General features: G+C 50.9%; 27 protein-coding genes. 17 read left to right on the forward strand and 10 right to left on the reverse strand.

What is annotated here, in order from left to right:
• Positions 1 to 4 precede the first annotated feature (4 nt).
• The 3 genes from V7676_RS02425 (at position 5) to V7676_RS02435 (ending at position 2,061) form a co-directional block, all read left to right on the forward strand.
• Positions 5 to 277: a hypothetical protein gene (locus V7676_RS02425; RefSeq protein WP_335658067.1), complete on the forward strand. Its 273-nt coding sequence runs from the start codon at positions 5 to 7 to the stop codon at positions 275 to 277.
• Positions 274 to 1,452: an RsmB/NOP family class I SAM-dependent RNA methyltransferase gene (locus V7676_RS02430; protein WP_335658068.1), complete on the forward strand. Its 1,179-nt coding sequence runs from the start codon at positions 274 to 276 to the stop codon at positions 1,450 to 1,452. The genes V7676_RS02425 and V7676_RS02430 overlap by 4 nt, the downstream gene beginning before the upstream one ends.
• An 84-nt stretch (positions 1,453 to 1,536) precedes the next feature.
• A complete protein-coding gene (locus tag V7676_RS02435; protein ID WP_335658069.1) occupies positions 1,537 to 2,061 on the forward strand; it encodes a tetratricopeptide repeat protein in 525 nt (174 codons plus the stop codon).
• 23 nt (positions 2,062 to 2,084) lie between these two features.
• Here V7676_RS02435 and V7676_RS02440 read toward each other — a convergent pair whose 3' ends face one another.
• Genes V7676_RS02440 through V7676_RS02450 form a run of 3 tightly spaced genes read right to left on the reverse strand, consistent with a single transcriptional unit; the run spans position 2,085 to position 4,514 of the window.
• On the reverse strand, positions 2,085 to 3,065 hold the full coding sequence (locus tag V7676_RS02440) for a DUF481 domain-containing protein (RefSeq protein ID WP_335658070.1): 981 nt from the start codon (positions 3,063 to 3,065) through the stop codon (positions 2,085 to 2,087).
• A 19-nt stretch (positions 3,066 to 3,084) separates the two neighbouring features.
• A complete protein-coding gene (locus V7676_RS02445; protein ID WP_335658071.1) occupies positions 3,085 to 3,573 on the reverse strand; it encodes an RNA pyrophosphohydrolase in 489 nt (162 codons plus the stop codon).
• A complete protein-coding gene (locus V7676_RS02450; RefSeq protein WP_335658072.1) occupies positions 3,570 to 4,514 on the reverse strand; it encodes an alpha/beta hydrolase in 945 nt (314 codons plus the stop codon). The genes V7676_RS02445 and V7676_RS02450 overlap by 4 nt, the downstream gene beginning before the upstream one ends.
• Before the next feature lie 215 nt (positions 4,515 to 4,729).
• Between V7676_RS02450 and V7676_RS02455 the strand changes: the two genes are divergently transcribed.
• The 7 genes from V7676_RS02455 (at position 4,730) to V7676_RS02485 (ending at position 13,820) form a co-directional block, all read left to right on the forward strand.
• Complete coding sequence (locus V7676_RS02455; protein WP_335658073.1) at positions 4,730 to 6,619, forward strand: 2-oxoacid:acceptor oxidoreductase subunit alpha; 1,890 nt, start codon at positions 4,730 to 4,732, stop codon at positions 6,617 to 6,619.
• Positions 6,620 to 6,693: 74 nt separating this feature from the next.
• On the forward strand, positions 6,694 to 7,722 hold the full coding sequence (locus V7676_RS02460; protein ID WP_335658074.1) for a 2-oxoacid:ferredoxin oxidoreductase subunit beta: 1,029 nt from the start codon (positions 6,694 to 6,696) through the stop codon (positions 7,720 to 7,722).
• A 199-nt stretch (positions 7,723 to 7,921) separates the two neighbouring features.
• Positions 7,922 to 8,902 (forward strand): metal-dependent hydrolase, encoded by a 981-nt coding sequence (locus V7676_RS02465; RefSeq protein ID WP_335658075.1) that lies wholly within the window; start codon positions 7,922 to 7,924, stop codon positions 8,900 to 8,902.
• Complete coding sequence (locus tag V7676_RS02470) at positions 8,899 to 10,302, forward strand: cryptochrome/photolyase family protein (protein ID WP_335658076.1); 1,404 nt, start codon at positions 8,899 to 8,901, stop codon at positions 10,300 to 10,302. Before V7676_RS02465 ends, V7676_RS02470 begins: the two co-directional genes overlap by 4 nt.
• A 148-nt stretch (positions 10,303 to 10,450) precedes the next feature.
• On the forward strand, positions 10,451 to 11,233 hold the full coding sequence (locus tag V7676_RS02475) for an SDR family oxidoreductase (RefSeq protein WP_335658077.1): 783 nt from the start codon (positions 10,451 to 10,453) through the stop codon (positions 11,231 to 11,233).
• A 78-nt stretch (positions 11,234 to 11,311) separates the two neighbouring features.
• Complete coding sequence (locus tag V7676_RS02480) at positions 11,312 to 12,583, forward strand: cyclopropane-fatty-acyl-phospholipid synthase family protein (RefSeq protein WP_335658078.1); 1,272 nt, start codon at positions 11,312 to 11,314, stop codon at positions 12,581 to 12,583.
• Between the two features lie 19 nt (positions 12,584 to 12,602).
• Complete coding sequence (locus V7676_RS02485; RefSeq protein WP_335658079.1) at positions 12,603 to 13,820, forward strand: serine hydrolase domain-containing protein; 1,218 nt, start codon at positions 12,603 to 12,605, stop codon at positions 13,818 to 13,820.
• A gap of 21 nt (positions 13,821 to 13,841) precedes the next feature.
• Here V7676_RS02485 and V7676_RS02490 read toward each other — a convergent pair whose 3' ends face one another.
• Both V7676_RS02490 and purF read right to left on the reverse strand, forming a co-directional pair.
• Positions 13,842 to 14,543 (reverse strand): SDR family NAD(P)-dependent oxidoreductase, encoded by a 702-nt coding sequence (locus V7676_RS02490; protein ID WP_335658080.1) that lies wholly within the window; start codon positions 14,541 to 14,543, stop codon positions 13,842 to 13,844.
• Between the two features lie 40 nt (positions 14,544 to 14,583).
• Positions 14,584 to 16,065 carry an amidophosphoribosyltransferase gene (purF, locus tag V7676_RS02495; RefSeq protein ID WP_335658081.1) on the reverse strand — a complete coding sequence of 494 codons (1,482 nt, stop codon included), beginning with the start codon at positions 16,063 to 16,065 and terminating at the stop codon, positions 14,584 to 14,586.
• A 208-nt stretch (positions 16,066 to 16,273) separates the two neighbouring features.
• Between purF and hisI the strand changes: the two genes are divergently transcribed.
• The 5 genes from hisI (at position 16,274) to V7676_RS02520 (ending at position 19,859) form a co-directional block, all read left to right on the forward strand.
• Positions 16,274 to 16,648 (forward strand): phosphoribosyl-AMP cyclohydrolase, encoded by a 375-nt coding sequence (gene hisI / locus V7676_RS02500; protein ID WP_335658082.1) that lies wholly within the window; start codon positions 16,274 to 16,276, stop codon positions 16,646 to 16,648.
• The gene (locus tag V7676_RS02505; RefSeq protein WP_335658083.1) at positions 16,645 to 17,181 is read left to right on the forward strand and encodes a hypothetical protein; all 537 of its coding nucleotides are present in this window, start codon (positions 16,645 to 16,647) and stop codon (positions 17,179 to 17,181) included. Before hisI ends, V7676_RS02505 begins: the two co-directional genes overlap by 4 nt.
• A gap of 37 nt (positions 17,182 to 17,218) precedes the next feature.
• The gene (locus V7676_RS02510) at positions 17,219 to 17,650 is read left to right on the forward strand and encodes a MerR family transcriptional regulator (protein ID WP_335658084.1); all 432 of its coding nucleotides are present in this window, start codon (positions 17,219 to 17,221) and stop codon (positions 17,648 to 17,650) included.
• A gap of 60 nt (positions 17,651 to 17,710) precedes the next feature.
• Positions 17,711 to 19,513: an acyl-CoA dehydrogenase C-terminal domain-containing protein gene (locus tag V7676_RS02515; RefSeq protein ID WP_335658085.1), complete on the forward strand. Its 1,803-nt coding sequence runs from the start codon at positions 17,711 to 17,713 to the stop codon at positions 19,511 to 19,513.
• A gap of 166 nt (positions 19,514 to 19,679) precedes the next feature.
• Positions 19,680 to 19,859, forward strand: coding sequence for a hypothetical protein (locus tag V7676_RS02520; RefSeq protein ID WP_335658086.1), 180 nt, complete (start codon positions 19,680 to 19,682; stop codon positions 19,857 to 19,859).
• A gap of 21 nt (positions 19,860 to 19,880) precedes the next feature.
• Here the strand turns inward: V7676_RS02520 and V7676_RS02525 are convergent, their stop codons facing one another.
• The 3 genes from V7676_RS02525 to V7676_RS02535 are packed head-to-tail and all read right to left on the reverse strand — an operon-like array spanning position 19,881 to position 22,817.
• A complete protein-coding gene (locus V7676_RS02525; RefSeq protein WP_335658087.1) occupies positions 19,881 to 20,594 on the reverse strand; it encodes a dienelactone hydrolase family protein in 714 nt (237 codons plus the stop codon).
• The gene (cysK, locus tag V7676_RS02530; protein WP_335658088.1) at positions 20,591 to 21,511 is read right to left on the reverse strand and encodes a cysteine synthase A; all 921 of its coding nucleotides are present in this window, start codon (positions 21,509 to 21,511) and stop codon (positions 20,591 to 20,593) included. The genes V7676_RS02525 and cysK overlap by 4 nt, the downstream gene beginning before the upstream one ends.
• A 22-nt stretch (positions 21,512 to 21,533) precedes the next feature.
• Positions 21,534 to 22,817, reverse strand: a complete 1,284-nt coding sequence (locus V7676_RS02535) for an MFS transporter (RefSeq protein ID WP_335658089.1) — start codon at positions 22,815 to 22,817, stop codon at positions 21,534 to 21,536.
• Between the two features lie 303 nt (positions 22,818 to 23,120).
• Here V7676_RS02535 and V7676_RS02540 point away from each other — a divergent pair, with 303 nt between their 5' ends.
• On the forward strand, positions 23,121 to 23,819 hold the full coding sequence (locus V7676_RS02540) for a L,D-transpeptidase family protein (protein ID WP_335658090.1): 699 nt from the start codon (positions 23,121 to 23,123) through the stop codon (positions 23,817 to 23,819).
• Positions 23,820 to 23,832: 13 nt separating this feature from the next.
• On the opposite strand, the gene V7676_RS02545 is transcribed toward V7676_RS02540, so the two are convergent.
• Together V7676_RS02545 and V7676_RS02550 are read right to left on the reverse strand one after the other, a co-directional pair.
• On the reverse strand, positions 23,833 to 24,990 hold the full coding sequence (locus V7676_RS02545) for a cupin domain-containing protein (RefSeq protein ID WP_335658091.1): 1,158 nt from the start codon (positions 24,988 to 24,990) through the stop codon (positions 23,833 to 23,835).
• Positions 24,991 to 25,114: 124 nt separating this feature from the next.
• Positions 25,115 to 25,528, reverse strand: a complete 414-nt coding sequence (locus V7676_RS02550) for a hypothetical protein (protein WP_335658092.1) — start codon at positions 25,526 to 25,528, stop codon at positions 25,115 to 25,117.
• A gap of 256 nt (positions 25,529 to 25,784) precedes the next feature.
• Here V7676_RS02550 and V7676_RS02555 point away from each other — a divergent pair, with 256 nt between their 5' ends.
• Complete coding sequence (locus V7676_RS02555) at positions 25,785 to 26,903, forward strand: PAS domain-containing protein (protein ID WP_335658093.1); 1,119 nt, start codon at positions 25,785 to 25,787, stop codon at positions 26,901 to 26,903.
• Positions 26,904 to 26,947: the final 44 nt, after the last annotated feature.

Consider the following 26,947-nt stretch of genomic DNA (forward strand, 5'->3'; position numbering starts at 1 on the left):
AGCTATGAACGAAATTTTTATACCCTATTTGCTGATCCTCTTGGGCTGGAATGATCTGGACCCGGACAAGACAATGACGGTTTCGCACGAACTCTTTATTAGTGAAGAAATGTGCAGGCAGGCAGGGACGGAGTGGATGGAAAACATCGACGCTGACCGCGCCGCCCGGTTGGAGAAATTCAACGCTGAACAAATCAAGACGGAAGCGAGCAAGTTTTTCTGCATTCCGCAGCGGGACGATATTCAAAAACACCGCCCTTTGCTGGACGATAATTGACCCCATCCGCGCGCCTGCAAGCGGCCATCGAGTTGCTTGACGACATCATTGTCGCTGCGCGGGACAATGGGGCTTCGGCAGATAATATCGCCAAGAAATTCTTCAAAGTGCGCCGCTATGCCGGTTCAAAAGACCGTCGTGCGGTGCGCGAGCATGTCTATGCGGCTATACGGCGCTTTGGCGAACGGCCGGAAAATGGCCGCGCCGCAATGGTCGGGTTGGCCAAGGAATTGCCCGAGTTGCGGGATTCATTTGATGGTTCAACTTATGGTCCGGCAAAACTGGAAGACAATGAACAGTTTGCTGGCGGAGAAGCGATTGCCGGCTGGCTTCTGAACGAATTCGCGCAGCCGGTTGATGGAAACGAAAAAGCCGCCTTATTTGATCGCGCGCCATTGGACATAAGGCTCAACCCGAAAAAGGCGGATGCCAGCGTCATCGCAACCGCTTGGCCAGAGGTGGAAACTCTACCCCTATCCCACGCTTACCGATTGCCCACCGGAACGAGCGTTGAGAATAGCGAAGCCTATAATATGGGCCAAATCGAAATTCAGGATATGGGCAGTCAGGCGATTATCGCCGCATGTCTGGTCGGCGCGCCAAAACTGGTTCTGGACATGTGTGCGGGTGCTGGCGGAAAAACGCTCGGCCTAGCGGCGCAACTGCCGGATGATGTGCGTATCATTGCGGCTGATACCGACCGCGGGCGTTTGAGCCGCATCGATCCGCGATTGCGCCGGTCGAGTACGCGGAATGTCGAAACCATGCTCTTGTCTCCCAACAAGGAGATCGAAGCACTGGAGCCATTAAGCGGCCAATGTGATTTAGTGCTGGTCGACGCGCCTTGCACCGGTACGGGGACATGGCGCCGAAACCCTGAGCTACGTTGGCGTATGACGCCCAAACGGCTGGAACAAACGACTGAGCTTCAGGCGCGGCTCTTGGATTTGGCCAGTCGCATGGTCGCCCCCGGCGGACGGCTGGTTTATGCAGTATGTTCCTTGCTGGATGCTGAAGGCGGCGATCAAACCGAGGCTTTCCTTAAAGAGCACCCCGGATGGCGGGATATAGAGGTTGATTTGCCGATTGGACGACCATATCGTAAAGGTCTCTTACTCACCCCGTATCAAGACGGAACGGATGGCTTTTATTTCACCTGCCTCGAAAAATTGTGATAGCAGATCATGACGGACGCGCGCATGTTCATTGAACGTGCAGGTGACCCTGCTAAAACGGACGAGTCTTTATTGGAGTTAATTATGCGTTTTTCACCCGCTGCCCTTGCGCTGTCCCTTGTTTTCGCCACGGTTTCGAGTGCTGGTTTTGGCCAGTCAGCAGATGTGGATATCAAGGCCCGTTCGGTTGAATATATGCAAAAGGGTGAGGCTGCACAGCATCAGGGTAATCTTGAGTTGGCGATGGACCTATATGAAACCTCTTTGGCGGTTGATCCGCGTAACGGGTCCGCCTTTATCGCTCTGGCGCAGATCGCACGCGTACAGAAATTGCCGGGCAAGGCCATTCGGCTTTACCGTGAAGCTTTGATCCTTGATCCGAATAATCTGGACGCGTTGGCCGGGCAGGGCGAAGCCCTGGTTCAGCGGGGGGCATTAGAAAAAGCAAAGATTAATCTTTCGCGGATTGAAACCTTATGCCGGACGCGCTGTCCCCAAACGGCTCAGCTATCGTCCGTTATTACGTCGGCTGAAAAACAGCCCGTAATGTCTGCAGAAGCGGTTGCGTTGAAGCCAAAGGTCGGTGATGAGAAGCCTGAGGCTAATTGATAGCTCCGCATTTATTCCAAGTATTAAAACCCGTAAACCAGCGACATTCTGCTAACTGTATCGGTTTTCAAACGGCTGGCTGGCGGGTCTGTTTCATGTTCTACCGAATAGGAAAAACGCGCGGATAGCGAGCCCAAGAGTTTCGCATTTAAAGCTGTGGTGGCATTAAAGCTATTCGAACCGGGTGATATAACAGCAACTGCTGACGTTGAACTGCCTAGTTTAGCGCCGGCATCTTGGGTCAGTTTTAAGTTTTTCGCAATTTGCCAATCAAAATCGAGCCCAAACAAAGCAGCTAATCTTTTATCGGAACCACCGCCGATAAATTCCGTCATGCGATAAGCCGGACCGGCTTTTATATTCAGAGTGATCCCGTCTTTGTTGACAACTGTATAACCTAAGCCGCCTGAAATTGTATAGCGTCCCGCAAACCCCTGAAATCGGTCGCGTTCATATTGGGCAAGTCCATATACATAAAGTCGTTCATTGAACTTATAATTAGGTTCAAGCGTGACATTAAACTGCTCTTTGCTTGTCGCTCCATTTGTGCGTTGATAATCTGCAAGTGCACGGAATGTAGCGCGCCATTTTTCTGCTTCTTTTTTTAGTTTTAGTCCGCCGCTAATGCCCGTATTCCTGGTATTGCCAGTTGAGAGAAGCCCGCCAATCTGCCCCTCTCCCGACCATTTATCAAAAAAGCCGTCATCTTCGTCTTTGGCAGCGACGTCCGCAGCTGCCTTTAAAGCATCTGCTTTTGCCTGTGCTTTGGCTGCTGCCAGTTCAGCCTGTTGCTGATTATAGGCCTCTAACATGGCATCAATCTCGGAAATATCATCCGGATTTGTTACTTTCGCTAGCTTGACGACGGATTGAATATCGGCGTCGTTGCCGGATGTAATTGCCGCATCAAGCATGGCGGTTACCGCGTCAGGCAAGGCTGCCTGTGCTGGCATAGCGGAAATACAAGCTATAACCGAGCCTGCAAGATAAAGTCTGCTGAGCATAGGGCCTTTACTTTTATGCCTAAATGAGAGGTGCGAATTCTTTCAGGATAGCTTTATACAAATCTTTTTTAAACGGAACGATAAGGTCGGGCAAACCGGACGGACTGGTCCATTTCCACTGTGAAAATTCAGGATGCTCCGTAGCAATATCAATGTCGCTATCCGAACCACTGAAACGCATCAGGAACCAGCTTTGTCGTTGGCCGCGATATTTGCCTTTCCAGATTTTCCCCAATAATTCATCTGGCAGGTCATAATAATATTCTTCCGCGCTGCGGGCGATGATCTGCACATGATTAACGGTAATGCCGGTTTCTTCTTCCAGTTCCCTAACCGCGGCAGTTTCACTGTCCTCACCGTCATCAATCCCGCCCTGCGGCATTTGCCAAGCATCGGGATAGTTGCTGTCCTTTGCATCTATTCGCTGCCCGACAAAGACTTTGCCGTTAGTATCGGCCAACATGATTCCCGCACAGGGGCGGTATGGAAGGTTCGTAAAATCGTTCATAAAGTTGCCAAAACTACTTTCAATGAGTTGCAAATGCCATCGACATCCTGCTGAGAAGAGGGAATGCCCTTACGCAGGCAAATCAAACCGTGAATATTGCCTTTGGCTTCCGTGAAGGTCACCGGTACGCCCGCTTCGATCAGTTTTGCGCCATACGCCCGGCCTTGATCCCGCAACGGATCGAGGCTCGCAGTCATCAGGACAGTAGGCGGACTGCTCGCCAAATCACCATGTATGGGATCACAGCGCGGATCACCGGCGACACCGGCATAATGGTTATGGAAATAATCCATCGAGTCCCTGGTCAACAAAAAGCCTTCGGCAAATTCGTCCATGGAGCCGCCTGTTGTGGTGCTATCAACGGCCGGATAGATAGGAACCTGTGCGATGACGGGTACTGCAGCCGGATTTTTGACCAAATCTTGTGCCACAACAATGGCGAGATTGCCGCCAGCGCTGTCACCACAAGGGATAAGACCAGTAATTTCGATACCTAGCGCACTGGCGGCATTTTCTGCGATCCACCGGGTGGCTGCCTCGCAATCATCAGGAGCCGCAGGAAAAGGCGATTCCGGTGCGAGACGATAGTCTACTGCGATTAATGGCAAATCCATCTGTGCGGCCATTTCCGTGCAATAGGGATGATGGCTTTCCAGATTACCGATCACAAAACCGCCGCCATGATAGAAAATAATGGCGGGGCCTTTTTCGCGGCTTTCCCGTTTATCATAGTAACGCAGCTTAATATCGCCGGCAGGTCCGGGGCACGTCAGGTCTTTGATAACAGCCAATTCGGTGGGTTCTACATCGACCAGAAAGCGCATCCCGATATATGCTTCTCGGGCCGCCGCTGGTTCCATTTTATCCATGGGGACGGCCGCCGCCGCTTCCAGCAATGCCAGCATTGCCTGAGTATCGGGTCGCACAAAAGCCGTTGTCATCCGCAAATCTCCGTATCGTTGCTAATTATTTTAACAATGTCCTTGGGCGAGTAGATCAGCCGGGGTTCACAAAGCAAGTTGTATTAGGCCAGAACCAGTCGAAATGCCTCGTTTCAAACAAAATCTTTATCCCTAGTAGTTTTTATGGTTTGAAGCGGGGGCAAGAAGTGCTTTACCGCATCTTCTTATCAGGATGATGGGTACGGAAATTATATATGGCTACGGTGCTTAAGCAAGACGATAACAGCAATAACCAACCAGAGGATGCGGAAAATGTCGTCGTTCGCTTTGCTGGTGATAGCGGTGACGGGATGCAGCTTACGGGCGGGCAATTTACCCTGTCCACTGCATTGGCTGGTAGCGATCTTGCGACTTTCCCGGATTTTCCGGCTGAAATTCGCGCGCCGCAAGGCACATTATTCGGTGTGTCGGCATTCCAGATTAATTTCGGTAGCCGCGCGATTGAAACCGCAGGCGACCAACCGGATGTTCTGATCGCGATGAATCCGGCGGCTCTAAAAACCAATGTGGATGCTTTGCGTGAAGGTGGTTTGATCATCGCGGACTCAGGCGAGTTCGGAAAACGCAATCTCGACAAAGCGAAATATGAGAATAATCCGCTGGACGATGGCTCTTTGGCGAAGTGGCAATTGCTTAAGCTCGATATATCTGCGCTGACCCTTGAAGCCGTTAAGCCCTTTGGACTAGGCAATAAAGAAGCCTTGCGCTGCAAAAACATGTGGACGCTGGGTCTAGCGCTGTGGATGTTCGAGCGTGACCGCCAACCCATTGTTGATTGGTTGAAAGGCAAGTTTGCGAAACTGCCTGATGTAGCAGAGGCTAATATAGCGGCGCTCAATGCTGGCCATGCCTATGGCGAAACGGCCGAATTGTCCGGTGAAGGACTGGGCGGCGGTCATTTGACTACCCGCAAAGTCGGCGCGGCTCCATCAGCTCCGGGCTTATATCGCACCGTAACCGGCGCTGAGGCTTTGTCTCTTGGTCTGGTTGCCGGGGCGCAGTTGGCCAATCTGCCGATATTCTTTGGCGGCTATCCGATTACGCCCGCTTCCGCGATCCTTCACCACCTGTCGCGCCTCAAAGAATTTGGCGTCACGACATTTCAGGCAGAAGATGAAATTGCGGCTATCGCAGCGGCCATTGGTGCAAGCTATGCCGGTAAATTGGGTATTACATCGTCTTCCGGTCCCGGCATTGCGCTGAAAGGCGAGGCCATGGGCTTGGCGATCATGACCGAGCTTCCCTTGGTTATCGTCAATTCACAGCGCGGCGGACCTTCGACAGGTTTGCCTACAAAGACCGAGCAATCGGACCTTTATCAGGCAGTCTATGGCCGCAACGGCGACGCGCCAATGCCGGTCATTGCCGCACGCTCACCTAGCGATGCATTTGAATGCGCTATCGAAGCCGTTCGTATTGCCGTGCAATATATGACGCCGGTTATGCTGTTGACAGACGGTTATATCGCCAATGCAGCCGAGCCGTGGCAGATTCCCGATGTCGATACGCTGGAACCATTTCCCGTGACATTCATGGACAAAATGCCGGAAGGCGGACTGAAGCCTTATTCTCGTGACGAGAAACTGGCGCGGCCTTGGATTAAACCGGGTACGCCGGAATTGATGCACCGTATTGGTGGCATCGAAAAAGGCATTGATACCGGCCATATTGATTATGGTGCTGCCAATCACCAGAAAATGACCGAAATTCGCCGTGACAAGGTCTTGGGGGTTGCCGATAGCATCCCCGATCAGGAAGTCGCATTGGGTAAGGCTGGCGGCAAGTTGGCTGTGGTTGGTTGGGGCTCGACCTTTGGTCCGATCCATCAAGCGGTGCGCCGGGCAGTGGAAGCAGGCAAAGATGTTGCCCATATCCACATCCGGAACATCTGGCCGATGCCGAAAAATCTTGGCGAATTGCTGAAAAGCTATGACCGCATCATTGTCCCTGAGATGAACACGGGTCAGCTGAAGACCGTTTTGCGCGATCAATATCTGGTCGATGCCAAGCCGATTAACAAAGTATCGGGCCAGCCCTTTACTATCGCCGAAATTGAAGCGGCGATTGCAGAGAATTTACTTTAGTTTCTCGTCACCCTGAACTTGTTTCAGGGTCTCGGGAGATGCTGAAACGAGTTCAGCATGACGAAGGACAGAATATGAACGAGATGACAAAAATCACGACGATAAAAGACTGGGAAACGGATCAGGAAGTCCGCTGGTGCCCGGGTTGCGGCGACTATGCGATCCTGAAAGCGGTTCAACGGACCATGCCGGAACTGGGTGTGCGTCCGGAAAATACCTTGTTTATCAGTGGTATCGGCTGCTCTTCTCGCTTCCCTTATTATATGGAAACATATGGTTTCCACACCATTCATGGCCGTGCGCCAGCGGTAGCGACCGGTGCGAAACTGGCCAATCCCGATCTGGATGTGTGGATCATAACGGGCGACGGCGATGCTCTGTCCATCGGCGGCAACCACACGATGCACTTGTTGCGGCGGAATCTGGATTGTCAGATCATGCTGTTTAACAATGAAATTTACGGACTGACCAAAGGGCAATATTCGCCAACATCTCGCGTGGGTACGAATAGTCCTTCCACGCCTTATGGTTCCGTTGATCGTCCGGCCTCTCCATGTGCTTTCGCACTGGGGGCAGGGGCACGTTTTATTGCGCGCGCCATTGATATTCACAAAGACCTAACCAATGTCCTGAAGTCGGCCCACGCCCATAAGGGTGCATCATTTATCGAGATTTTTCAGAACTGTATCGTCTATAATAAAGATGTTTTCGAGGAATTCGCGGCTAAGAAAACTGCCGCTTCTACGCAATTGCTGCTCGCTAATGGTGAACCAATGCTGTTCGAAAAAGGGGCGAAAGGCATCACGCTCGACCGTGATACATTGTCGCTGAAAGTTGTGGATGTCGTCGATGGCGACTGGCAGGCGGCGGATGTGATTGTCCATGATGTGACCAATCGTTCGGTTGCCCATATGTTGATTGAAATGCCTTTCGGTGAATTCCCGATGGCTATCGGTGTGCTCTACGACGATCCGCGCCCGACTTTCGAAGCCGCGGTAGTTGAGCAAAATGCACAGGCTGCTGCTGGTAAAAAACCGGATTTGCAGGCGTTACTGAGCAAAGGCCAGACGTGGACCGTGACAGAGGACGGGCCGGAACTTTAACGGACCGTCCGGTTCATGGTGCGTGCAAGATGCTTGCAATGTAGGAGATGTTTTGCCACAATTAGCGGCGTAAATTGAAGTTCACACTCTCTTATGAATAATAGCATTTGAGGCCATAATTATCGTTATATTACAATGACTTGTATGACTCTCCTGTTTTTGAACGAGGGTGCGTTGTGTGTGATTTTTGGCGGCTCATTTGGATAATCTGACCCACAGCCTTGCGGGCGCTGTTCTGGGGCAGCTTGGTCTCAAGAAGAAAACCGGTCTCGGCATGGCGACATTGATCATCGCCGCCAATATTCCCGATATTGATGCGGTTGCGACTTTATTGGACGGCGTGCAGCATCTTGCGATCAGGCGGGGCATTACCCACGGACCAATCGCGATACTGCTGTTGCCGTTGTTGCTAACCGGGATCATGATTGGATTTGATCGCTGGGAAGCAAAGCGCGGGAAACGCCCTGCGGAACGGTTGCCGATCCACAAGGGCTGGCTGCTGACGCTCGCCTATATCGGCTGTCTCAGCCACCCCGCGCTGGACTGGCTCAACAGCTATGGCATCCGCCTGCTGGAGCCTTTTTCCTCGCAGTGGTTTTATGGCGATAGCATTTTTATCATCGACATCTGGATTTGGGCCGCGCTGATCGCAGGCCTCTGGATTTCGCGGCGGCGGGAGAAAAAGGGCAGGGACGATTGGCAACGGCCCGCGTGGATCAGCTTTGCTGCTGTTTGCGCTTATATTTTTGCTAATGGCCTGATTACCGGAAAGGCGGAGTCGGACACCGCTTTGGCAGTCGAGCATCGCATGGGACAAAGCCCTGAACAGGTCGTGGCTAATCCCATGCCGGTCACATTCTGGCGACGCGATATGATTTGGCAAATGGCCGGAACCAATGGCACGGAATATGGCGAAGCGCAGTTTGATCTTTTTGATCCGGAACCTGTCTACTGGAAAGGTGAACTGGTGCAAAATAATGCCTCATCGAAGATGATCGAAGAAGCTAGAAAGACCGATCAATACGCCCGCGCTTTTCTACTCTGGTCGCGCATGCCGGTATTTCAGCAAGAGGAAAAACCGGGCGGGATATCCCTCCATATATCCGATATGCGCTTTCGAGGTCCGATGGTGGAAGACCGCTTCTCTGTGACAGCGATCTTACCGCAAGACGGCAAATGAGTTCTCCAGCCATCATCTGGTTCCGCCGCGACCTTCGTCTGTCTGATCAGGACGCTGTTCTGGCGGCTGCATCGCGTGGAGCCGTTCTTCCGGTCTATATACTGGATGATGAAACGCCCAAGCATCGCAAAATGGGCGGCGCATCGCGCTGGTGGCTGCACCATAGTCTGAAATCTCTGGATGCCGACTTGCGGGAGAAGGGATCGCGGCTAATATTGCGTCGTGGCAAGGCGGCTGATGTTCTGGTGGATTTAGCGCAGACGAGCGGCGCGACTGAAATTCATGCGCTGCACCATTATGAACCGTGGTGGCTGAACGCGCAGAAGGATTTGAGTACCAAGCTGAAAGATGGGGCCGAGTTGCTATTGCATCACGGCAATTACCTGTTGCCGCCCGGTACGTTGAAAACAGGCAGCGGCACCCCGTATAAAATCTACACCCCTTTCTGGAAATCGCTGCGCGAACGAATGCCGCCGCCTGATGCGGTGGCTGCACCAGACCATCTGGAGGCACCGAATGCTTGGCCGGAAAGCGACAAACTTGATGACTGGGCATTGCTGCCGGGTAAACCCGATTGGGCGGAGGGTTTCACTGACGATTGGGATCCCGGCGAGGCAGGAGCGCATGAGAATCTTGAAGAATTTGCGGAGAACGCCGGTCAATATGACAAAGGCCGTAACCTGCCTTCCGAGCAACTGGTGTCGCGTATGTCCCCGCATCTCCATTTCGGGGAAATTAGCCCCGCCGCCATCTGGAACCGGATCGCCGGGCAGGGCGCTCAAGTTGAAACCTACCTGAAAGAGCTGGTGTGGCGCGATTATGCGCAGAACATCATCCAGCAATTTCCGCAATATGGCAGCGACAGCTATCGTGAGAAATTCCACCTTTTTGAATGGCGTGATATGCAGGACGCAAATGTCCGCAAAGATTTTAAGGCATGGTGTGAGGGCAACACAGGCTATCCGATTGTTGACGCAGGCATGCGCGAACTATGGACCACTGGCTGGATGCACAATCGCGTACGGATGATCACGGCGAGCTTCCTCATCAAACATTTGCTGATCGACTGGCGTGAGGGCGAGCAATGGTTTTGGGATTGCTTGGTGGATGCCGATTTTGCTTCGAACAGCGTCAATTGGCAATGGGTCTCCGGTTCCGGAGTGGACAGTAATATGTTCGTTCGGATCATGGCACCGCTGGTGCAGTCGGAAAAGTTCAACGCGGGTGATTATATCCGCCAATGGGTGCCGGAACTTGCCGATGTCAGCGACCCCTATATTCATGACCCCGAAGAAACTGGTGTAAAACCTGCCGCCTATCCATCAAAAATTATCACCCATAAAGCCGCCCGCACCCGTGCCTTAGAGGCTTATGCAAAGGCTAAGGCGCAGATGGATTGAAACTCTGGCAGAGGATTGTTATAAATAGATTCAATCTGAAACAGGATATCAGGTCGATGAATAAATAGGTCGCCGACAGGCAATTTCAAAATGACACTATTCCGGTCTGTCAGGCCGGATATTTTGACACCTATTGTTCAGGATTTTTATGCAGAGATTATCAGGAAAATTTTGCGTCATCACCGGCGCTGCACGCGGTATTGGCAAGGCGATTGCCAAGGCTTTTATCGATGAAGGCGCGGCTGTCCTTCTCACCGACAGTAATGCCGAAACATTGGCGGAGGTTGGACAGGAATTGAACAGTCCAACCTTTGCCCTTAATGTTGAAATAGAAGCGGATTGGGAACGTTTGGCAGTGCAACATCCCACTGCCGATATTGTCGTAAACAATGCCGGGATTACCGGTTTTGAATCGGGCGCTGGGCCACATGATCCGGAAAACGTATCTCTGGACAACTGGCGTGCCGTGCACCGGGTTAATCTCGATGGCACGTTCATGGGCTGCCGCTATGCCATCCGCGCAATGAAGGAAAAGGGTGCGGGCTCTATTATCAATATTTCTTCGCGATCCGGAATGGTTGGTATTCCGGGCGCTGCGGCCTATGCGTCATCCAAGGCCGCGATCCGTAACCATAGCAAATCCGTGGCGCTATATTGTGCGCAACAGGGGTGGGATATTCGTTGTAACTCCATTCATCCCGCGGCGATTTTGACGCCGATGTGGGAACCTATGCTGGGCGAAGGGGCGGATCGTGCGCAAGCGATGGCGGCAATGGTGAAGGATACCCCGCTCAGGCGTTTTGGCGAAGTGGAGGAAGTGGCTGCGGTTGCGGTGCTGCTGGCGTCGGATGAAGCGCGCTATATTACCGGTACAGAGGTGACGATCGATGGCGGGATATTGGCCGGTTCTGCGGCGGCTCCGGGTTCTTAAGCCGATGGCCAGACTTAGGGCCACAGATAAGGATAGTAACGCATTGCCAAGCAGTTACCACTGGTCCATATTTGCGCCATGAATGTTGAAGCACCCAAACGTGGCAAACACCTGCTCAACGCGCGCAAGCGCTTTGCAACCGGCGGCGGATTACTTGCGCGACTAATCGCTCCGGGTTTTCACCGTATATTAGACCGCATCGATGCAGGCATGGATTACGGTACATTTGAAGGAAAATTGCCCGACGGCACCACGCGCATAGTCGGCGGTCGCGGCGATGGCCCAATGGCAGAAATTACCATCCACAGCTGGAACGCCTTGCTGCGGCTGGTGAATAGCGGCTCTGTTGGCTGGTACCGCGCATGGGAATTGGGCGAGTGGGAAAGTCCTGACCTGGTTCCGGTATTTGATCTGTTCACCCGCAACCGCTCTGGCTTGAAAGATACGGGGCGTGCAGGCGGAATATTCCGGTTAATCGCTAAATTGCGTCACTCCCGCCGTCATAATGACAAGGTACGCGCGCGCGAAAACATTCAATATCACTATGATCTCGGCAATGATTTCTATCGCCTGTGGCTGGATCAAAGCATGAGCTATTCGAGCGCATTATTTGAAGATGCCTCTGGCAAAACAGAGAATCTGGAAGAGGCGCAGGCGAAAAAGGTCGCAGCTATTGCACGTCGTTTGGATATAAAACCGGGCCAGAAGATATTGGAAATAGGCTGCGGCTGGGGATATTTGTCCGGCTCTTTGGCGCGAGAATATGGATTGGACGTGACAGGAATCTCCCTGTCGGACGAGCAAACCCAATGGGCGCGGGCGCATCATCCAGAGGCGAATTTTCTCATTCAGGATTACCGCGATGTTGCCGGAAATAATGGGATCGGCCAATATGACGCGATTGCCAGTGTTGAAATGGTCGAAGCCGTCGGTCAAAAATATTGGCCGGACTTCTTAGATTGCGTCGCGCTCAACTTAAAACCCGGAGGACGAGCGGCCATTCAATATATCAGCATAGCCGACGATATTTTTGAACAATATGCTTCCAGTGCTGACTTCATCCAGACATATATTTTTCCCGGCGGGATGCTGCTTTCCGAAAGCCGCTTTCGCGCGTTGGCAGAAGAACGCGGCCTAAGCTGGTCGGATCAACATGATTTTGGAGCGGATTACGGTAATACGCTTCGGCTCTGGCGTCAGAAATTCGACACGGCGGTGGACGAAGGAAAATTGCCGGTCGGATTTGACGAGCATTTCGTGCGGCTGTGGCGCTACTATCTGACCTATTGTGAAGGCGGCTTCGCAGGTGGTGGCATAAATGTGTCGCAAGTGACTTTGATAAAAGAATAAAACAAAGCAGGAGCGGATCATGGGTTTAGGGAAAAAGCTGACGCTTGCGATGACGGGCGTGGGCCTGTGTCTCGGACTGGCTGGATGTGAAAAGGCCAAAGAGATCGCAGCCAGTGCGGCCGGATTGCCCACGGACAAAAACATACTCTTTTGGACGGATGACCAGCGCAACAAAGCCTTTCGGATGATGGATACGCTTGTCCCGTCGAACACGATAGCGGCTGGCGCAGAGCCCAAAATACTCGAAAAAGGTGAGGCTCTTCCTAAAGAATTTGATGTGGGCGGCAAGATGCTGTCGATTGACCAATATATGAAAGACCAGCGGGCTGCCGGTATCGTGATATTGCAGGATGGCAAAATCCGGCTGGAAGAATATCGGATGGATTTCGGGAAGGATGATCGCTGGACGTCTTTCTCAGTCGCCAAATCACTAGTCTCTACTATGGTCGGTGCAGCCATTAAAGACGGTTTGATAAAGTCGATCGATGATCCGCTAACCGACTATATCCCTGAGCTGAAAGGCAGCGGATACGAGGATGTGACCGTTGAGCAGCTTTTAACGATGACGTCAGGCGTTAAGTGGAATGAGGATTATGCTGATCCCAAATCCGATGTGGCACTTTTCAATAATACCAAGCCGGTTGATGGTGTCGATCCGATCATCGTCTATATGAAGACATTAAAAAACGAGGCAAAGCCCGGAACGCGCTGGCAATATAATACGGGCGAAACCAACTTAATCGGAGTTCTGGTGGCCAAAGCCACTGGCAAGACGATTTCCCAATATCTCTCGGAAAAAATCTGGGCACCCTATGGCATGTCACAGGATGCCGAATGGTTGCTGAATGAAGGCGGCAAGGAAATTGGCGGCTGCTGTATCTCTGCTACTGTCAGGGATTATGCATTATTTGGTCAGTTCGCGATGAATGGCGGAAAAATTAGTGGCAAGAGCATAGTACCTGACGGTTGGTTCACTAAGGCCGGAACGAAACAGGCCGATATCGGGATTCCGGGCCGTGGCTATGGCTATCAATGGTGGACCTTTGATGACGGCAGCTTTGCTGGTCAGGGAATCTTCGGGCAAGGGATATTTATCGATCCAGCACGCAAACTGGTCATAGCGAGCAACGGCAATTGGCCCAGTGCATCTCCTGATGCCCAAAAGGACCAACGCATCGCATTTTATAATGCAGTTCAAACATATCTGGATAGTGAGAAGGGGAAAGCAGCTGAATAGCGCACCGCTAACTTATATCGACTAGCTAATATCGAAGCGTTCGCCCGTTTCAAAATCGCTAGCAAGAATTTCGACCATGCGATTGGCCACAACTTCTGGTGATTTCACCGATTGTGGATCTTCGCCGGGATAGGCTTTCGCACGCATATCGGTGCGCGTACGCCCCGGATTGATGATAGCGGTACGGAGCTTCCCAAGATTGCGCATCTCTTCTCCATAGCTGATGACCAATGTTTCCAGCGCCGCTTTCGACGCGCCATAAGCACCCCAAAATGGCCGGGGGGATCGGCCGACGCTGCTGGTGATAGCCAGCAACCGTGCGTTGTCGCTTTTTCGCATCATTGGGTCGAAACCGGCAATTAAAGCCTGCTGCGCCAAGAGATTGAGGGTCAGAACGCTGTTAAATTCCTTGCCATCTATAGTCGGAACGGGACCTAAAGTACCCAGCATACCGGCATTCAAAACCATGATATCGAGAGCCTCCCAGCGTTCGGAAATGGCTTGCGCCAATCGCCCGATGCTGTCGCCATCGGTCAGGTCCAGCGGAGCGATGGTCGCATTGCCACCAGCTTGATGGATCTTATCTTCAATCTCTTCGAGATCTTTGGCCGTGCGTGCGGTCAAGATAACATGCGCGCCTTTTTCAGCAAGCGCTATTGCTGTCGCTGCGCCAATTCCCCGGCTTGCACCCGTCACCAATGCCAGTTGGTTTTCAAAGATCATTGGTAATATTCACCCGTATCTAATTTACTGAACTAATTTATTATACCAGTATCGGCGTTTCTTTAGACGCCACTTTTTCATTCAACATCGTGAGTTGATCCGGCTGCTTCTCGCCTTCTTGGTCGGTGAGAGATGTGGGATAGTCACCGGTAAAGCAAGCATCGCAATATTGTGGCTCTGCATCCGATCGTGCGTTCTCGCCTACGGCGCGATACAGCCCATCAATCGAGATAAAGGATAGGCTGTCGGCCTGAATATATTCACACATTTGCTCAACGGATTTCATCGCTGCGAGCAATTTTTCCCGTCTTGGCGTATTCACGCCATAGAAACAGCTATGCATTGTCGGAGGGCTGGCGATACGCATATGCACTTCTGCTGCGCCTGCCTCACGCATCATTTGAACGATTTTCAAGCTGGTAGTTCCACGCACGATGCTGTCATCGATCAGAACGATCTTTTTGCCATTAACCAGTGGTCGGTTGGCATTATGTTTCAGCTTTACACCAAGATGCCGAACGCCGTCGCCTGGTTGAATGAATGTTCTTCCCACATAATGAGAGCGAATAATCCCGAGTTCGAACGGAATGCCCGATTGCTCTGCATAGCCAATTGCTGCGGGAGTTCCGCTGTCCGGAACCGGAATAACATAATCAGCATCGACCGGGTTTTCGATAGCAAGTTGGGCCCCGATGGCCTTTCTTACACTGTAAACCGAAGACCCATCGACGATTGAATCGGGCCGCGAGAAATAAACATGTTCAAAAATGCAAGGGCGAGCGGTGGTATCGCCAAATGGCCTATGTGAACGCATTTCACCGTTGGATACGACGATCAACTCGCCTGCCTCCACGCTGCGGACATATTCTGCGCCGACTAGATCAAGCGCAACTGTTTCGGATGCAAAAATATAGGCATCACCAATTTTGCCAATGACCAAAGGCCTGATACCAAGCGGATCACGGCATGCGATCATTCCATCAGGTGTCATACAAATAAGCGAATACGCGCCTTCTACCTTCCGCAGTGCATCGATGAACTTATCAAGAAGTGTGCGATATTTTGACGTTGCGACAAGATGAATAATAACTTCAGTATCGCTGGTGGATTGAAATATCGAACCGCTTTGAACCAACTCGTGCCGGATCTTCAGGGCGTTTGATATATTGCCATTGTGGGCAATAGCAAAACCGCCAGAGGCAAGCTCCGCTTCCAGTGGTTGAACGTTTCTAAGCGTCCCTCCACCCGTGGTGGAATAGCGTACATGACCGCAGGCATAATCTCCGCGCAGCATGCCCATTACTTCCTGGCTATCGAAATTACCGGCTACCGGACCAAGAGCACGATGGCTGTAGAATTCGTGACCGTTGCGACAAGTGATTCCGGCAGCTTCCTGCCCACGATGTTGCAGGGCATGAAGCCCGAGTGCCACCATTGCTGCTGCATCCTCTGCGCCAGCGACGCCGAAAACCCCGCATTCTTCGCGTAGCTTGTCATCGTCAAACGGGTGAGTTGTAAGCATGTTGAACCTTAATACGCGCCAATATGCGCCCAAAAAATATGCGCCGCCAAAGCGTGCGCTAGGGATTGGCAGGGATATAGGTTCGATTCCACCGTTTGTCTTCCCCCTTGGACATAAAAACTTCATATTTGTCTGTGTTGGACTGGCTTAGTTGATGAAAGGCTGGTTTTGCGTTGCGCAGTTAAGTTCGTGAAGGTAATTCAAGCAAATGACAGATAATGAGAAACAAGACCGGGAGTCCGGATTAACCTTAAATCCAAAATATGATTCGAACGGTTTGATAACAGCCGTCGTGACGGATGTTTCGTCGGGTGATGTTCTGATGGTCGCATTTATGAATGCGGAGGCACTGGATCTGACACTGAAAACTGATGTTGCCCATTTTTATTCGCGAAGCCGCCAAGCGCTTTGGAAGAAGGGCGAGACTTCGGGTAATATCTTGGATGTTGTCGAGGTACGGATTGATTGTGACCAAGACGCCTTATGGGTAAAGGCAAAGCCAGCCGGCCCCACTTGTCATACCGGAACAACGAGCTGTTTTTATCGAAAAGTAAAGAATGGTCAGTTAGAGTCTATCGCGTGAAGTGGGGCTTCACGTTGTTCAGTGCTGTCGCGCTCGTTGCGTGTGATCCGATAAATAAGGGGCAGGGCGAAATAGCGTCGAAATCAGGCGAGCAATTGTCGCCATTGGAGCAAGCCGCTATTGACGCTGGTGTTATACCTGATGTCCGTAATGTCAGCCTGTCAGGGGCATTTGAGAGGCAAAGCGATCTTGGAGAGGATCGCTTTTGCGCTGTCGGTAATGACGAACGGGGTTATCAAGTAGGACTGCTGGCGGTGTTTGGGCCGGATAGCAAATGCGAAGCTTTAGGGGCTGCCGAACGCGTTGGGGAAGATGTCCGGATAACGTTGGACAGCGAACAAGAATGTAGTTTTACGGCAAGCTTTGACGGCGTCGCTTTGAAATTTCCAGGTAATTTACCGAGTTCTTGTGCAAGCTATTGCACTCCACGCGCGCTGTTAGATGGTGTAAGCTTTTCCTTGGTAGGGGAAGGCGATGCGGTTGCGCGATCTACTCGCGGCCGCGAAATAGAAGATCTCTGCCCTGGTAGTTAGTATTGACGTTTACGTTAGCGGAAGCTATGGTATTTGAATGTCAAAACCACTCAATCATGCCGAGATTGATACACCCGACCTGCAAAATCGCGAAACCTTTACGATTTCGCATTTGTCGGAAGAATTTGGTGTCACCGCTCGAGCGCTGCGCTTTTATGAAGATGAAGGCCTCATAGCGCCGCATCGCAAAGGCCTGTCGCGTGTCTATACGAAGAGAGATCGGGCGCGGCTTGCATGGATAATGCGTGCAAAAAATGTCGGTTTTAGTCTGACAGAAATCCGCGAAATGATCGATTTATATGATCTTGGCGACGGACGAGCTACGCAAATGAAAGTGACCATCGACCGATGCCAGGAAAAGGTTGACCTCCTCAAACAGCAGCGGAGCGACATTGATAGCTCCATCATGGAGCTTACCGAATTTATCAAAATTGTGCAGGGCGCGGTAACCGACGCCAAAGTGCAATAATATTTGACGATAAGCAGCCAAAATATTTGGCCAACATCCTATGGAAGAGAGTTTTAGATAATGCCCAATTATCAAGCCCCAGTTCGCGACACCCAATTCATCCTAAACAATGTGCTGGATGTTAAGCGTTATTCTAATCTACCCGGTTTTGAAAATGCGACACCGGAAATGATTGATGCCATCCTGACCGAAGGCGCGAAATTCATCGAAAATATTCTGTTCCCGCTCAACCAAGTTGGTGACCGGGAAGGTTGCACGCGCCATGAAGATGGCAGTGTTACGACGCCGACCGGCTTCAAGGACGCCTACCGGCAATATTGCGAAGGGGGCTGGGGTACATTGTCCGGCCCAGAGGAATTTGGCGGACAAGATCTGCCGCATATCGTCTCAATGGCTTTTGAGGAATATATGGCCAGCGGCAATATGGCCTTTGCCATGTATCCGGGGCTGACCCACGGTGCTATTTCAGCTATCCTCGCGAAAGGCAGTGACGAAAAGAAGGCTATATTTGTACCCAAAATGCTATCGGGTGAGTGGACAGGCACAATGAATCTGACCGAGCCGCATTGTGGTACAGATCTGGGGCTGATTAGGACCAAGGCTGAACCGAACGCGGATGGTTCTTATGCGGTAACAGGCACGAAGATTTTTATCTCGTCTGGTGAGCATGATATGGCCGAGAATATTATCCACCTCGTCCTTGCGAAAACGCCCGACGCGCCGGATAGCGTGAAAGGCATCTCTCTGTTCATCGTGCCCAAATTTATCGTCAAGGAAGACGGATCACTCGGTGACCGCAACGCGGTTTCCTGTGGTTCGATAGAACATAAAATGGGGATTCACGGCAACAGCACCTGTGTGATGAACTATGACGGCGCGATTGGTTATTTGGTCGGTGAAGAGAATAAAGGACTGGCGGCGATGTTCATCATGATGAACGTTGCTCGATTGGGCGTTGGGCAGCAGGGGCTGGGTATTGCCGAAGTCGCTTATCAAAATGCGGTTCACTATGCCAATGACCGCCGTCAGGGCAGAGCGCTGACTGGTCCGCAAGATCTCGACGAGAAGGCCGATCCACTATTTGTGCACCCAGACGTTCGCCGTATGCTGCTGGACGCGAAAGCATTTACTGAATCTATGCGCGCTTTGTGTCTGTGGGGGGCTTTACAAGCGGATTTGATCCACAAGGCAGAGAGCGAAGAAGAGCGTCAGATGTCAGACGACCTGCTGTCGCTATTGACGCCGGTGATCAAAGGCTATGGTACCGACAAGGGCTATGAAATCGCAACAAATGCACAGCAAGTCTATGGTGGGCATGGCTATATAAGCGAATGGGGCATGGAACAATATGTCCGTGATGCTCGCATCGCTATGATCTATGAGGGTGCCAATGGTATTCAGGCGATGGATCTCGTTGGCCGTAAATTGGCTCAAAATGGCGGCCGCGGTGTTCAAGCATTATTTGCTCTAATCACCCAGGAAGTGGAAGCAGCCAAAAGCGACGACAAGTTGAAAGCCTTTGCCGAGTCTCTTGAAAAGGCAAACGGCGAACTGCAAAAAGCCACCATGTGGTTCATGCAAAACGGGATGACCAATCCTAACAATGTCGGAGCAGGTGCTCACCATTATATGCATATCATGGGAATTGTTGCGCTCGGGCTGATGTGGTTGCGGATGGCTAAAGCTGCGTCTGAGGCACTCGCATCTGGCGAAGAAAATGCAAAATTTTATGAAGCTAAGCTGGTCACGGCGCGATATTTTTCGGAACGCTTTTTTCCGGATGCTGGATCGCTCCGTCGGAAAATTGAGGGTGGCAGCGAGGCTATAATGGCGCTTGAACCGGATATGTTTGCGGTAGCCTAAACCCACTTTTCATAATGGCAGATTTTAGCTTGAGATAGGCCATGCGACCAAATAAGGCGGGAAGACTTGTTTTTGCCTCAACCAGTCGCTGCGCGCTTGATTTGTGCATGGCGGTGGTTGAACGCTATTGAAGACAGGGGAATGATCTGCATTAGGAGAAGATGCGATGCATTCCGAAAAGACTATCCCATCCATGCGGAGGATGACGCCATATCTCGTAACTGTTGGTGTCGGCTTTCCATCGGCCACTGCTCCGATTTCGACCGAAGATATAAAAGAAAAATCGGTCGAATTTGATACGCCCGTGCGCATTTTTGATACGGATGATGATAACCCGAGTGTCTAAATTCCTGCAGGTGTTTGAACTTTAGAAAAGTTCTTCAAACATACTCAGCATTGCAGCTTTGCTTTGCCGGTCGGCGGACTTGTTATAGGCTACCGCATCTAGCGGCTTGCCGTCACTTGCTGGATCAGTAAAACCATGGACTACGCCGGTGTAGGTATGCATATGGCAGTCTGCTCCGGCGAAATCCATTTCTTCCAAAAATGCTCGCACCTGTTTAGGGGGAACCAAGGGGTCTGCCCGTCCATGGCAAACTAATATCCGCGATTTAATCGCCCCTCTTTTCGCCGGAAGGGGAGTTGCCAGAAGGCCGTGAAAACTGACAACCAATGCCAAATCTTCTCCGCCGCGCGCCATTTCCAATACAATTTCCCCGCCCATGCAATATCCGATTGCCGCAATACGGTGATTGGCAAGTTTAGATCGTTCACGCAATTCGTTCAATGCGCAGCGAAAGCGTTCCCGATAATATTCGGGATCGGTTCTCAGCGCATTTGCTAATGATTGGCCCATCCGGTGGTCGGTAACTTCGCCCTGACCATATAGATCGCAGACCATGGCTGAATAGCCCAGCGAGGCAAGCCATCGTGCACGGTCAAACATGATCTTATTCGGGCCGGAAATGGTTGGCACGATCAAGATTCCGGCACGCGGGTAGCGACTCGGTTGGGCCATATAGCCTGCGAGTTTTAGATCACCGTGTAGATAGGTGAATGTGTTGACTTCGATGGAACTCATTCTTCGGGCAAAAACTCGGGCACGGATAGATAGCGTTCCCCGGTGTCATAGTTGAAACCAAGAATATTGACTCCTTCACCCAATTCGGGGATTTTTTGAGCAATCGCTGCCAATGTTGCGCCAGAACTAATCCCAACCAACATGCCTTCTTCTTTCGCGGCACGTAGTGCCATAGCCTTGGCAGCGTCCGGTTCAACTTGAATGGCTCCATCAATGCTTTGCGTATGCAAGTTGCCCGGAATGAAACCCGCACCAATGCCCTGAATAGGGTGGGGCCCAGGTTGGCCGCCACTGATCACTGGTGAACCAGTCGGTTCGACCGCATAGACTTTCAACCCACTCCATTCCTGTTTCAACACTTCGGCAACACCGGTAATATGGCCACCAGTGCCGACGCCTGTGATAATCACATCCAGCGGATTATCTTTGAAATCGGCCAGTATTTCTTGAGCCGTGGTCCGTTTGTGAATCTCAAAATTGGCAGGATTCTCAAATTGCTGCGGCATCCATGCGCCCGGCGTAGAATCAATCAACTCCTGCGCACGTTCAATAGCGCCCTTCATGCCTTTTTCTTTGGGGCTGAGATCAAAGCTTGCGCCATAGGCGAGCATTAATCGGCGGCGTTCCAGCGACATGGATTCCGGCATGACGAGTATCAGTTCATAACCTTTGACGGCGGCAACCATGGCAAGGCCCACGCCAGTATTACCGGATGTCGGCTCGATAATCGTGCCACCGGGTTTCAGCGCGCCAGATTTTTCAGCATCTTCGATCATAGCCAAAGCAATACGATCCTTGATCGAACCACCGGGGTTGGAGCGCTCTGACTTGATCCAGACGTTAGCATCACCAAATAGCCGCTGCATCTTGATATGCGGCGTATTTCCGATGGTTTCGAGAATATTATCGGCGATCATTGGTCTGTTCTCCTAGACATGTTCATGTGGCGCTAGCCGTCTGTTTTTCGTCTTTTTCCAAATCCTCTGGAGGATCAAAAGTCTTGGCCGCGCCCAGTTGCGGGAACAGGCGGGACCAGATTCCTGTTACCACTATAGCACCTGCACCGCCCGCGACAATGGCCGCGATGGGACCAAATAATACGGCGAGGCCGCCTGATAGCGCATCACCCAGTTCATTGGAGGCGCTGATGGTCATCTGACTGACCGCATTAACCCGTCCTCGCCGGTCATCAGGAGTGTGCAGCTGGATCAGCGAACTGCGAACATAGACCCCAAACATATCCGCTGCGCCGCACAGTGCCAAACAGGCCATGGACAAGGGCAGGGACGTACTAAGACCAAAGCCGATGGTCCCGACGCCGAAAATAGCCATGGCAATGAGCATCATATTGCCAACATTGCGCGACAGCGGCGCAAAGGAAAATATACCGGCCACAATAACCGCGCCAACGGCAGGCGAAGCCGCCAGCAACGACAGGCCGATTTCACCGGCGCCCAATATATCTTTTGCAAAAACCGGAATCATTGCGGTGGCACCGGCAAGGAACATCACCAGCAGGTCCAGCGTTATTGCTCCCAGTACCAGTTTGTTTGTCCAGACGTAGGACATGCCGTCCATCACCTGACGCAATGGGCCTTTGGTGCGATCAATCGCGCTGCGCTGCACCGGTCCGATCATGAAGATGGACAGCATCGCCAATGTGTAAAGCGCGGCACAGACGAAATAGGGCAGGGCTGGAGCGACCTTGTAAAGCGGTCCCGCCATGCCCGGACCGGCGATAACGCCGACTTGCCAAGCGATGGTGGACAGCGCGATGGCGCGGGGCAGCGACTCTCTTGGCACCAGATTGGGGGCGAGCGAAGTCATTGCGGGGCCCAGAAAAGCCCGGCAGATGCCCAGCAACATGGAGATGATATAAATCGACCAGAGGGTGATTTGGCCGGTGACGGTAAGCAGCCCCAAGACCAGTGCGATGGCAGCCTGTGCGCCTAATGTGATACGGGCGATCCAGCGCCGGTCCATATGATCGGCTACCCATCCAACAACCGGAGTTAGGATGAACAAAGGCACAAATTGCAATAATCCGAGTAATCCCAATATGCCAGCTGAGGCGCTGACGCCCATATCCTCACGCGCCAGATTATATGCCTGCCAACCAAGAATGAGCATCATCGCGTAAAGCGCAAACATGGCAGCGAGTCGCGAGAACCACAAATAGCGGTAATTGGCGATTGTGAACGGATGGGGGGCGGTTTGCGTCATTGCGATTAACTACCTGATAATTTCACAAGGACACCAAAAGTCTCTGATTTTGGATAGATAGCAGCTTGTCTGATGGCATTTGAATTTCTCTATTAATCAGTCCCATTATGCAGTCCTAACTCAGCTGGGCATAGGTGGGACAGCAATTTTTTATTTACATGGATATTGTTTGGTTAATGTCATTAACGATGCCCATTAATTTTTGATCAACCTGCGTCTCTCCGCGGTACAGGTCGAAGTCCGCGATAGCTGCCCGCTTTTGATTTTGGTAAACAAAATCTTAAGTTTTGAGGAGCTTCAGATATGACTCACCAAATTGCGTTACGAATTAGTCAATTAATATTGCTTTTGGCGGGACTTGCGCTTTTTGCTCTCGTGGTTTCGGGGTCAGTCAAGGCCATCGCTTCTGAAACGCCGGTTATGCTGTCTCCAAATAAGTTGGTGATACAGGAAGATATTGTGACCGATATTCCCACTGCTGCTCTTGCTTCTCAGCCGGTTGAGGGGGCGCTCTCTCCAATACAAGCGAATATGGCTTCATCTTTTGTCATCAAGCGCGTTCTGAAAATCGACGAACCCTTTGTACATGGTTATTATAAATGGGATGATGAAGGCATACCGGATGGGCCGATCGTGATTACGGTCGATTTGAAAGCGGAATCTCTCTCTGTGTTCAAGGGCGGTTATGAAATTGGTGCGACGGTGATTAAATTTGGAGATGCTCTTAAACCGACGCCGACCGGCGTGTTCTCTATTACGCAAAAAGACGCGGACCATGTTTCCAATATTTATGATGCGCCGATGCCCTACATGATGCGGCTTACCAATGACGGGATTGCGATCCATGGTGCCGATGTGAAATGGGGCTATGGGACGCGCGGCTGTGTTGGTGTCCCGACCGAGTTTGCGCGGCTGTTATTCGAACAGGTAAAGCTGGGTGACCGAGTGATTATTACAAATGGCAAGACACTGGATATCGGTGAACAAATTGTTGCGGGTTGATGATATGCTGAAATCAATCTTCATCATCAAATTCGAAACTGGCTTGGTTATATAGCTTTGTCAGAAGCTCCATGACCTTATCCGAATGAATGTGATTTTGATCAATATGAATGTGGTCCTCTGCGCAGATTAGTTCTGCCAATGCGATGGTTTCATCAGAACACGTAAAGCACTCGCCATCAACGAACAATAAAACTACATTTTCTTCCTGCCGGATGAAGGAAAAGCGGCTGGCAGGATTGCGCTGCAAGGCGGCCCCGCTTGCAAGATATTTGCGGAGTTTTTCTGTCCCGAGCGGCTGATCTGCTTGCCAATCCATATCAGGATATTTGCGGGTGCTATTATATTGCCCAAACCATCGAGCAAAGGCTTTGCGGTCGTCCATTTTCTGCAGCAGCATCTGGTGCAATTTATCGATGGCTTCTTGCGATATCTCACCAGGGTTTTTGGGCTTCTCAAGCGGCGGATCGCGATAACGGTCATCGTCTTTCATTTCTTCAATTAGATCATCAGCCCAGTACCCAATAAGCTCACTGCGCGAAGGGGCACGGAAACCGATAGAATAGGTCATGCACTCATCCCCCATGGCGACACCATTATGTGCAAAGCCGGGAGGGACATAAAGGATATCACCCGGTTCGCATATCCATTCGTCAGTGGCTTCAAATTGGGCTAATAACCGCAAGTCTTCATGTGGCTGTAGTTCGCTATCGCCATCACAATAGCCGCCAACTTGCCAACGGCGTTGCCCACTGCCTTGGATCAAAAATACATCATATTGATCAAAATGGGGTCCCACCCCGCCACCATCTGTGGCGTAACTCACCATGATATCGTCGATGCGCCAATTCGGTATGAAACGAAATGGCTCGATAAGAGCAGCAACTTCCGGCACAAAATGATCAACCGCTTGTACCAATAAAGTCCAGTGTTTTGCATCAATCTGATTAAAACGAGCTTCGGGGAAAGGGCCATGTTCGAGTTTCCAGCCATTCTGGTGGTCAGCTTGTGTGATTAAACGGGATTCAACACCTTCTTCGCAGGCGAGGCCAGCCAGATCATTAGCGTCAAGGGGTGGGATCCAAGACGTCCATGGGCTTTTAATCAATAGCGGTTTTTGCTGCCAGTAATGCTGCAGAAATATGTCGACGTTGAAATTATGAAATTGCATTTATGTTCCATATGATATCCCCATGGATAATCATCAACAATAATGACCCGAAAAACGGAAGCACAGTCTGCCGGTAATGATTTATTCCGATAAACGACGGGAAATAAGTCACGCGATTAAGCGCCTAGTCTATCTCTTCATCAATTTGAGTGAGCTGCCGTAACTGGGCAACTTCTTTGAGGTAGGATTGTATTCCTTTTTTACCATGGCGGGTCAAAGCCACAAATTTCCTGTGGGGATCATCATCATTGGCAACGGTCACGAGTCCCTCGTTACTCAGAGCATCAATCCAGCGAAGACCAGTAGTTGCTCTCATTCCTCCCAATGTCGACATTGCGGTAAGGGAAGCACGACATTTCCCACCTGTTGTGATGAGCAGTTCCAGCAGCACATCCCAACCATATCCGGTCACAATATTCTCGCCAAAATATTTTTTCCGCAGTTCAATTTCGTCTTGTAGAAACTTCGCCAAGTCTCTGAGTGTCATGGCATTTTTGCCGTAGGCTGAAATTATTTCGGTTGCTTCGTTCTCGACCATTTAAAACAACTTTCTTCTGATGACTCTGACATGGCTATAGACAATTCAGCTCAGCGTAAAGACTTGTAAAAAAAAATCGATCGTTTCGACATCCACAAATATATTGTTAGACTGTAGTATGTTATAGAAAAAACAGAGCGAAAAAATATTTTTTTGGCACTTTAGCGCCTCAGACGCTAAGTCGATCCGACAAAGGTTGAGTGGAGGCCGTTTCCGAGTGGAAAATAGTAAAAATGAGCAGCTAAAAGAACCGCGCTTGATAGGCCAACACCCATGGTATGGTGGTCTGGAGTTTCGGACTCTAGCCGAATCCATACCGGCTCTTATATTTGTTTGCGATTGTGACGGTGGTAATATTTATAGCAATGCTCAGTTCCAACGCTACACTGGTCTGATAGCGGATGAGATTCTAGGTGACGGTTGGTTGAACGTAATTCATCCAGAAGATCGGGCACGTGCTGCTGTCACATGGCAGGAAAGCTGGACCCAAGGCCTAGAATATGAAGCCAAATATCGATTTAGAAAGTTTGACGGCGAATATCGCTGGTATTTGGTAAGAGGCGCTCCGGTTCGGGATGGAAATGATGATATCATTCGCTGGATCGGTTCGTGTACGGATATAGAAGATCTGATCGCTCATATTAGCGTACAGACGCATGCTGAAAAAATATTGGAAGCACTTGGATCGGCTTCCGATCTTATGGTCTATGCAAAGAATACGGATGGACAATTTATCTATGTTAATGGCGGATTTCAAACTTTAAGCCAAAAGCTAGAGGCGGTCCTAGGGAAAACGGCTCAAGAGCTTGCGGTGGAGGATACGGAAGGCTTGGCGATCCTAGAAAATGATGCATTGGTGCAGGCAACAGGGCAAGCCCAATCGGTGCATGAAAAATGGACACTCGCCGGAGCCGATACACGTCATTTCCGTTCTACAAAAGTGCCGCTGCCCTTGCCGGATGGCAGTGTTGGAATTGCCGCAGTAAGTGTTGATATGACCAGTTTGGTGACGCTTCAGGAAAAACACGAAGAAGTGATGGTCCACTCGCGGAACAGGATGGATACAATTCCGATCATCACATGGATTTCAGATGAGCTTGGTAATCTTACCGAAGTTAATCAGGCTTGGCATGACCATGCAGGTTTTAATGCGGGTCGGACGGTTGATTTCAAAGATATTATCACGCCGGAAGCGCAAAAGAAATTTTTAGACTATTGGGAGTTTTCTATCAAAACTGGAGAATTGATGGATATCCAGATTGAATTAAAGGACGAAATTTCGGGCAACAAAGCGACATATCGGTCGTTGGCTATTCCAATGGACCGTATGGAAGCGGGTGTAAGCAAGAGATTCTGGTACGGTACTTTTTCTTGATTATCTCGAGACAAGGGCGTTGACTGGCAGGAATATATCCCCTT

The sequence above is a fragment of the Parasphingorhabdus sp. genome (assembly GCF_036963805.1).
Taxonomy (GTDB): Bacteria; Pseudomonadota; Alphaproteobacteria; order Sphingomonadales; family Sphingomonadaceae; genus Parasphingorhabdus.